The following is an 8,756-nucleotide window of genomic DNA, read 5'->3' as shown; positions in this document are numbered from 1 at the left end:
GCTTACTATGCCGGCATTCGCGACGCGCTTACCGGCAACGGCGAAAATCCGGTGCCGGTAAGCCAGGCGATTGTAGTGATGGAACTGCTGGAGATGGGTCTTGAATCGGCGCGCCACCGGGCAACGCTGAGCCTTTCCTGATAATACGCGCCGCCCGACGGCGCGTATTGTTACTCAGGCGCTGCGGACTTTATCCGCCAGCGCCTTTTTCTCGCTCGCGGACAGGAACGCGCTCTCCAGGCCGTTAATCTGCGCCTGGCGGATCTGCGCCGGCGTCAGGCCCGCAGCAGGCGCCGCTACTTCGTATTCATGAATAATATCAATGCCCTGTACCGCCGGATCGTCGGTGTTCAGGCTGGCGCGCACGCCGTGCGCCAGGAATGTTTTCAGCGGATGGCCGGCAAGCGCCGCTACCGTGCTGGTTTGAATATTGGAGGTCAGACAGGACTCAATGCCGATGCCTTTTTCTGCCAGATAATCCATCAGGGCCGGATCTTCAACCGCCTTAACCCCGTGGCCGATGCGCTCGGCGCCCAGCTCGCGGATTGCCTGCCAGATGCTTTCCGCCCCGGCCGCTTCACCGGCGTGAACGGTAATATGCCAGCCGGCATCGCGGGCGCGATCGAAGTGGCTGCGAAAGCGCGTTCCGGGAAAACCCAGTTCGTCTCCGGCCAGATCCACGGCAGTAATTTCATGGCGGTGCGCCAGCAGGGCGTTCAGCTCCTGCTCGCAGGCGGCCTCGCCAAAGGTACGGCTCATAATGCCGATAAGCTTCGCCTGCACCGGGAATTCGCGGCAGCCTTCGCGCACGCCCGCAATAACTGCCTCGACCACGCCTGCCACCGGAAGTCCGTGGGTCATTGCCATATAGCCCGGCGAAAAGCGCAGCTCGACGTAATGCAGCCCGTTGAGTGCGGCATCTTCGATATTCTCGCGCGCCACTCGGCGGCAGGCATCGAGGTCGGCGAGTACTTTTACACCCCAGTCGAGCTTGCTCAGGAAGCTCACCAGATCCGGCTCGCTGCTGGTCACCTGCACGTGCGGGCGCAGGGCCTCAAGGGAGTGGGCGGGCAGCGCAATATTGTGCTGCTGGCCCAGCTCTAAAATGGTTTGGGCGCGGATATTGCCGTCAAGATGGCGGTGGATGTCGGTCAGGGGGAGATCGCGGTTAATCATGAGATCCTCGTCAGGCTGGAAAGATCGCCAGAGTATAGCATGAGCCGCGCCGGGGATGGGACGGCAACACTTGCCGCCCCGCGCCCGCTATTTAATTAGGTACCAGTAACAGTGAAGCAAACATGAAGGTCAGTAATTTGTTCGTGCTGCTGATGGTCAATACTGACTTACCCGGCGGGAAGGTCAGGGTTGAGGTGGATGCGCCGTCAAGATAGAGGTTACCGTCGATCCCGCGAATACCGGTGTCCACGCCGCCGTCTTTGGTGCTGCTCAGGGTGATTTTTGCGCTGTTGCTGCCCACGGTAATTAGATAGTCCGTCAGCGGCTGCGCAGAGGAGGCAAACAACACTGGCGTGGCGGTAATACTTTTCCCGGTTGAGTTGTACACGCTAAATGTCAGCAGTTTAGATTTGCCCCCGGCAGGCGTGTACTTGATGATGTTTTTACCAATCAGGTAGTCGGCGTAGCCGTGAACGGCGACTTCGTTGTTGTCCTCCAGCGAGAAGACCGACGTGTCAAGCTCTATGCCGGTATTGGCATCGCGAAACTCCGCTACATATTCCAGAGACGACCAGTGGCGGTGCACGGAAGCCACTGTTGTGATGGACGGGCCAGAATCTACGGCGCAGGTTTTACCATTCTCGTTACTGTTATTGACCACCAGACCGGCCAGGTAGTAGCCCGGGATGCCAAAAGAGTAGAAGCCATCTTTATTGCCGGAAAGCTGGCCAAGCAGAATATTGTGTTTGCCGTCGGAAGTTGCAAGCTCAATACCGTAAGTCGCGAAGGCCGTCGCGTTGTAGGTAATATTGATCGGAAGACGATCGCCGCTGCCGACGCCGCTGCCGCCGAACTGATTGATATTGAAATCGACATTGATGCGTTTTTGATCGCCATTGCCAACTTCCCCGGAGCAGGTTTCATACTGCTTATAATAGCCTTTACCTCCTTCTGTACTGTCCAGATAACCCAGCCCGATACGCTGAATGCGGTCAGCGTGACTATAGCCGGTCAGCTTCGACAACACGGAGGCGCGCTTCAGCAAGTCCGCGCTAATATCCTGCTCCAGCGTCTTCTGGGTAACGTAACTGTTAGAGTAAATTTCGATAGAATTGCGCAGCTGGATAGTCTTAAAGAATTTAGCCTCGTAGCGTCGGCGGAATGATTCCAGCAGCCCTGAAAGTCCTGAGAGGAATAATCCCCGCGCCAGCGAGTTGCGTTTTGCCCATTCGGTCGGGAAATCGTGAGAAAGCTGGGCGTTATTTTTCAGGACGTCGGTGAGCGTATCGCGGATCTTTTTATGCTCGGCATAGAATCTTTTGTCGTTGGCCTGATAGTTTTGATTATAAAAAGCGTCATCAATATTGAGCTTCTCTTTGTTTTTCAAAATATCAATTGAGGCACAGGTGGCAATATTTAACAATGAGCAGAACAGCGGCAGTCCCTGATAGGTGTAGCCGTTTTTGTCTTTTAACAGCAAATTAGGTGACTGCTGCTCGTAGGAGGTAATAACATCATTGTATTTGCCAATCAGTTGTACGTGCTGATCGCTGCTTGGAGGATTATTCTGGAATGATGCAATGAGATTCGCGTATGTAGTGTAAACATTAGTGGTGCCGGCAAAGGCCCCTTTCATTAAATTATAGTTATTCTCATCAATGGCCTTGTTAACGATGCCGGTAATCATATCCTTATAATCTGTGGTTGAACTGAGAGTGCTGTTGAGGTACTTAAACCCCAGAGACAGGAACGCTGACAGCACCCAGCCCACCACCGGCACTGCCGCAACCCCGGCAACGGCAGCTGTTTCCATAATATTATACAGTCCGTTGATATTATTGTTTTTAATGCTGCTGATAATCAGCGAGCCGTCAAAACCGCCCGAGGCAAAACGCTTTTTAACGTCTTGTAAAACATTGCTAATAGTATCTGTAGAGCCGGGATACCAAAGTTTACCGATTTGCGAGAGGGAGAGCAGCGTGGCCGCCTCCGCTTCACTCATTATCCTGAACGGCAGCGGAAGATTAATCATGCCGCTGGCCGTAAGTGCGATACCACCTTTCAACAAGTCGCGTCTGTTCATAATGATATTTTACCCTGAGTATATTTCATTTCAGCCTATACCAGTTCTATTTCATGCTATACAGGCGCAAACAGGGGATTGACCCAAATACAGCCTGAGTTATTAAGGGTATAATGCTGCGTATGTGATGCGCCGGGACGTTATTAGCAAGTCGAATAACGACTGATAATACGCGGAGTTATTATGGGTATAGTTAGATCTGGAATACAGCACGGCGATCTACTCTATAAATTCATATTTACTGAAAGCAGTCAACGGATTTTAATGCTATAGTATTTTATTGAATAACGGGCACAAATTCGGTCATGTAGCTGGGGTAACTTGCAGGTAATTAAAAAAGGGCGCCGGTTGGCGCCCTTAGTGATTTACCGCTTGTTGAAATGGCGCATTAGCTCCATCGCATCATAGACGTATTTATAGTTCGGCTGCCCGTCAATCTCCTGATTGTGGGCATTCATAAAGTGGCTAATGCCAATGCCGTTAACCTGATAGATGGAGTCAGGTGTTCTTACCGCCCACATGCTGTAGCTCGACATCAGCAGCCACTGGCGCTCGGGCATTGCCGATTCCATATCGTAGCCGGTGCTGTAATCGCTGACCGGGTTTTCTACCCCCAGATAGTGTTTCATCAGCATCGGCACCACGTCTTCGTGGCTGGTCAGCTTGTGGCTGTTCTGCGCCAGCGCTGCCCGATCGTCAGGATTAATTACGATAAACGGCACCTTGGTCTGGGCGTCGGTAAAGTTGCCGTTATGGCCCCAGAAGCCCATATGGTTGTCATTCATCTCCTGAGCGTGATCGCCGGTCAGAACTATCAGCGTGTTGTCCAGCGTGCCGCTGGCCTTCAGCTCGTCAAACACCTCTTTCACGAGGGAGTCGATATAGTAGACGCTGTTTTTATAGCGGTTAAACAGCGGTGTCGGATCGGTATCGTTCTTTAGGGTCATGTAGTTCAGGTCGTTAACCGGCGAGAACTTTTCACCATTTTTGGGAAACTCGTAGGCGTGTGCTGAGTCGTAAAACAGGAATGAGAAGGTGGGACGGTTCTTATCCTGCTCGCGATACCAGCGCATCCAGTCTTTATTGACGTTGGCGTCGCGGTCCGGCACGGTCGCGCCTTCGCTATTAATGCGCAGATTTTTCACGGTGGCGAAAACCGTGCGGTCAAACTCCGGGAAGGTCACTTTCGCGGAGGTGAAGATCCCCAGCTGGTAGTTCTGCTTCTGCAGAGTAGTCACGAACAGCGACGGTACGTTATTGTGCAGAAACGCTTCCCAGTAGGTGCCGGGCACGCCGTAAAACAGGCCGAAAATACCGGTGCGGGTTGCGTTGCCGGTGGAGTAGTGGTTGTCAAAAATAACGCCGTTATTTTCCGCCGTCAGCTTAACCATATTCGGCGAGACGGCGTCGGAAAAGGTATCGAAGCGCCAGGCATCGATCAGAATAAACAGAATGTTTTTTGGCTTGTGGGTAACGGGATTAATCATCAGCGGGTGAATCGGATAATTGAGATGGCGGGCGCTGTCGTCCACCGCAGGCTGGTGCCGTTTGCCGCCGTCTTTATCGAAAAAGCCCATGATTTTTTTCGACGTCAGCGGATAGTAGAGCGGTAATTTCTCCTGCACGGTCATGATCGGCGAATAGGAGTACCAGAAGCCGATCATATAGACGATGTTGCTGATAAGCAGCGCCACCACCGCAAAAATAGAGCTCCACTTAACAATCTTACGGCCCTTGCCGGCGGTGAATTTACGCTCGATGCCGATTAAAATCAGCAGCTCAATACTGAAGGCGACAATGAAAATCAGCGCGATCATCGCGTAGCTTGCCAGCGAGAAGTCAACCACCTGGCCGGAGAGCACCAGCGTCAGCATCGACTGATTGATGTGGAAGCGGTACTGCTCGAAAACGATGGTATCAACGTACAGCGAAATCTGGGCAAAGGTGAACAGCAGGGCAACAATAATGCGGCGCAGCGTCTTATTAATAAACAGCAGCGGCGAGCAAATTAGAAACAACAGCAGGTATAAAAGGAAAAAGTTACCCAGCACCGCGAAGAACGAGAAACTGTGGGTGGTGATATTAAACAGGCTGCCGGGCGTGGTGAAATAGCGGATGGCAATCAGCGCAGATATCAGCACGTTGACCAGTGAGAAAAGAAAAAGTTTTTTCATAACGATACCAAATTGTTGTTTCCCGAGTAGCAAATCCAGCGTTCCGTCCTTAGCCCGCACTCGCTCCACGAATACGCGCCGCAAAAGGGCACGCTATAGTAATTCCCGCTCCGCGCTATTGCCAGCGCCGCGCTGATAATTAGTGGTACAGAATATGAAAGCGCGGCCCGGGCGTATCATCGCGGGCCGCGTAAAGGAACGGAAGGAGAAGAGGGGATCAGTGGAGCGCGTGAATGGCGTTGATTAAAGCCTTAACGCCAGCTTCCAGCTTGCTGCGCGGACAGCCGGCGTTGAGGCGCAGGAAACCCGCGCCCTCGTCGCCGTAGGTATAACCCGGCATGATGGCGACTTTTTGCTGCTCGATAAGCACTTTTTGCAGCAGCCTGTCGTCAATGTTCAGTGCCCGCAGATCGATCCACGCCAGATAGGTGGACTCCGGCGGCTGCCAGTTCAGCACCGGGAATGCGCCGTTCAGGGCGTCGGCGATGTAGCGCATATTCTCCTGCAGATATTCCCGCAGCGCGTCGAGCCAGGGCTCGCCCTGAGTATAGGCGGCAATATGCGCCACCAGCGCCGGCACTGAGGGTGAAGAAAGCCCATCGCGATTTTTCAGCGCCTGAAGATAACCTTCCCGCGCCTGCGCGTCGCTTATCATCCCGTAAGCGCCGGTAAGTGCCGGAATATTAAAGCTCTTTGAGCCTGAGGTGAATAGCGCCCAGTCCGTGCGGCCCACGGCGGCCCACGGCGTATGGCGGTGCGCGCCCCAGACCATATCCATGTGGATCTCATCGCTGATCACCCGCACGCCGTGTTTTTCACACAGTGCCGCCATGGTTTCAAGCTCGTCCCGGCGCCAGACTTTGCCGGTGGGATTGTGTGGGCTGCACAGCAGCAGAATTTTATTGCGCGGTTCAGCCAGCGCCGCTTCCAGGCCCACCATATCGCACTCCCAGCCCGCCGCGCTTTGCTGCAGAGGCACCGCCGCAACCCGGCGCTGGTTGCCCTCAATGGTTTTATAGAATGCGTCGTAGGCCGGGGTGTGGACCACTATGCCGTCCCCGGTGTCCGACCACTGGCGGATCATCTCTGCCACCATATAGATAACCGACGGGCCGTACACCACGCTCGCGGCGTCAATCTCGCAGCCAAAGCGGCGGCGGTACCAGTGCTGCACCGCACCGAGAAACTCGTCATTTTTCCAGCGGCTGTAGCCGAACACGCCGTGCTGCAGGCGTTGGGTCAGCGCCTCAATCACACACGGCGCGGTGGCGAAATCCATGTCGGAGATGGTAAATGGCAGCAGGTCGGCGTGGCCGAAGCGATCCGCGACGTAGTCCCACTGGGTGCACCAGGTGCCGTGGCGGTCAACCACCGTTGAGAAGTCATACATATGCGTATCCCGTTATTAAATTAAGTCGGCGACGGGCCCCGCGTGCGGGGCCCGATGTGATTACGCCTGAACGCTGTTCATCAGGGTGCTTATCTCGTCCTTCACGGACTGCACCTGCGGGCCAATCACTACCTGCAAATTATGCTGGTTGAGCTGGACGACGCCGATGGCGCGATTGGCCTTCAGGGCTGCCGGGTCAACCTTACTCATATCCGCCACGGAAAGGCGCAGGCGGGTAATGCAGTTGTCGAGGCTGGTGATGTTATCTGCACCGCCAAGGGCTGCCAGAATCGCTGGTGTATTGTAACCGGATTTTCCGAGGGTGCCCGCTGTGGCAGCTTCCATGCTGGCAGCCGCTTCCACGTCGCGCCCCGGCGTTTTGAGGTTAAAGCGGGTGATGGCGAAGCGGAAGATTGCATAGTAGGCGGCAAACCACACGGCAGCGGCGACCGGCACCAGATACCACTTGGTGGCCAGGCCGTGCAGGATGCCGAACACCACGAAGTCGATAATGTTGCCGTCGGTGTTGCCGATAGTCACGCCGAGCACTGCCATCAGGGTGAAGCCCAGGCCAGTCAGCAGGGCGTGGATAACGTACAGCACCGGCGCCACGAACAGGAACAGGAACTCCAGCGGCTCGGTAGTCCCGCCTACCACACAGGCAATCACGCCGGAGATCAGCAGGCCCTTAATTTTGTGACGGTTTTCCGGGCGGGCGCAGTGGTACATCGCCAGCGCCGCGCCGGGCAGGCCGCCGAGGAACGCCGGCATTTTACCCTGGGAGAGGAAACGGGTTGCGCTTTCAGCAAAGCCGTGGCTGCTCGGGCAGCCCAGCTGGGCCTGGAAAATAGTCAGCGCGCCGCTCACCTGATGCCCGCATACGTCCAGCGTGCCGCCGGCTTCGGTGAAGCGGATTAGCGCCACCAGAATGTGGTGCAGGCCGAACGGCAGCAGCAGGCGCTCGCCGGTGCCGAAAATCATCGGCCCAAAATCCCCGGCGCTGTTAATCATGTTGCCCAGTGCCGCGATGCCTTTGGCGAAGAACGGCCACACCAGCGGGATAACCAGACCGACCAGCCCGAGAACAACGGTAGTTATAATAGGGACGAAGCGGGTGCCGCCGAAAAAGGCCAGCGCGTCCGGCAGGCGGATAGTGTGAAAGCGCTCGTGCAGGAGCCACACTACGATGCCGCAGATAACCGCGCCGAGGATGCCGGTATCAATCGACTGGATCCCCAGCACGAACTGAATGTTGTTTGCTTTCAACACCGCCGCGTCGGCGGTGGGCAGAATGCCTTTCGCCGTCAGCCAGAAGTTAACCGCGAGGTTCATCACCGCAAACCCGACGAAACCGGCAAAAGCGGCGACGCCTTTGTTTTCCCGCGCCAGCCCGAGCGGGATAGCGATACAGAACATCACCGGCAGGAAGCTAAAAGCGAACGAGCCGACTTTACCCATCCAGATAAAGATAGCCTGCAGGAACGGCACGTCGAGCCACGGCAGCAGGGTGGTGACATCGTGGCTGCTCAGGGAGCTGCCGATGCCCATCATGATGCCGCAGAAAGAGAGCAGGGCGACCGGCAGCATAAAGGTTTTACCCAGCTGCTGAAAAAACTCCCACAGTGTAATTTTTGGTGCTGCTTTCGCCGTCATTGAACGACTCCTCAAGCTGATTAAATCAAAAGTGATTACGCAATGGGCAGCAAGATAAAACGTTTTACCGCTTTTTAGTGAGAGTAAAATCACATAACCTGACGATAATAAGGTCTATAACTACGGCAGTCAGATAAAACGTTTTATCGAGCATACGGGAGCAGGACGCGATTCATGGCGGGCGTAAAAAAAATCACGATTAACGATGTTGCGCATGCGGCGGGCGTCTCTGTCGCCACTGTATCGCTGGTGCTGAGCGGCAAGGGACGTATTTCGAGCG

General features: G+C 55.0%; 6 protein-coding genes and 1 pseudogene. 2 read left to right on the top strand and 5 right to left on the bottom strand.

What is annotated here, in order from left to right:
- Positions 1-141: pseudogene (locus QZ766_RS08680) on the top strand (oxidoreductase); the annotation flags it as partial.
- Positions 142-174: 33 nt separating this feature from the next.
- On the opposite strand, the gene add reads toward QZ766_RS08680, so the two are convergent.
- From add to malX, 5 genes are all read right to left on the bottom strand, one after another.
- Positions 175-1,176 (bottom strand): adenosine deaminase, encoded by a 1,002-nt coding sequence (add, locus tag QZ766_RS08675; protein ID WP_297200276.1) that lies wholly within the window; start codon positions 1,174-1,176, stop codon positions 175-177.
- Positions 1,177-1,267: 91 nt separating this feature from the next.
- Complete coding sequence (locus QZ766_RS08670; RefSeq protein WP_297200274.1) at positions 1,268-3,259, bottom strand: insecticidal delta-endotoxin Cry8Ea1 family protein; 1,992 nt, start codon at positions 3,257-3,259, stop codon at positions 1,268-1,270.
- 365 nt (positions 3,260-3,624) lie between these two features.
- A complete protein-coding gene (locus QZ766_RS08665; RefSeq protein ID WP_297200271.1) occupies positions 3,625-5,433 on the bottom strand; it encodes a sulfatase-like hydrolase/transferase in 1,809 nt (602 codons plus the stop codon).
- Positions 5,434-5,650: 217 nt separating this feature from the next.
- Positions 5,651-6,823: a MalY/PatB family protein gene (locus QZ766_RS08660; protein ID WP_297200269.1), complete on the bottom strand. Its 1,173-nt coding sequence runs from the start codon at positions 6,821-6,823 to the stop codon at positions 5,651-5,653.
- A gap of 60 nt (positions 6,824-6,883) precedes the next feature.
- Positions 6,884-8,476, bottom strand: a complete 1,593-nt coding sequence (malX, locus tag QZ766_RS08655; protein WP_297200267.1) for a maltose/glucose-specific PTS transporter subunit IIBC — start codon at positions 8,474-8,476, stop codon at positions 6,884-6,886.
- Positions 8,477-8,650: 174 nt separating this feature from the next.
- Here malX and QZ766_RS08650 point away from each other — a divergent pair.
- Positions 8,651-8,756: LacI family DNA-binding transcriptional regulator (locus QZ766_RS08650; protein ID WP_297200279.1), on the top strand; the 106-nt coding region annotated here is incomplete at its 3' end.

Origin of the sequence: uncultured Pluralibacter sp., assembly GCF_913775985.1 — a bacterium.
Lineage (GTDB): Bacteria > Pseudomonadota > Gammaproteobacteria > Enterobacterales > Enterobacteriaceae > Pluralibacter.
Note: the sequence above shows the minus strand (reverse complement) of the source record. Positions and strands in the feature narration are given on the sequence as shown.

Coding starts and splice junctions, on each gene's coding strand:
- QZ766_RS08660 (WP_297200269.1), bottom strand. CDS start 6,823: ATGTATGACTTCTCAACGGTGGTTGACCGCCACGGCACCTGGTGCACC.
- QZ766_RS08665 (WP_297200271.1), bottom strand. CDS start 5,433: ATGAAAAAACTTTTTCTTTTCTCACTGGTCAACGTGCTGATATCTGCG.
- malX (WP_297200267.1), bottom strand. CDS start 8,476: ATGACGGCGAAAGCAGCACCAAAAATTACACTGTGGGAGTTTTTTCAG.
- QZ766_RS08670 (WP_297200274.1), bottom strand. CDS start 3,259: ATGAACAGACGCGACTTGTTGAAAGGTGGTATCGCACTTACGGCCAGC.
- add (WP_297200276.1), bottom strand. CDS start 1,176: ATGATTAACCGCGATCTCCCCCTGACCGACATCCACCGCCATCTTGAC.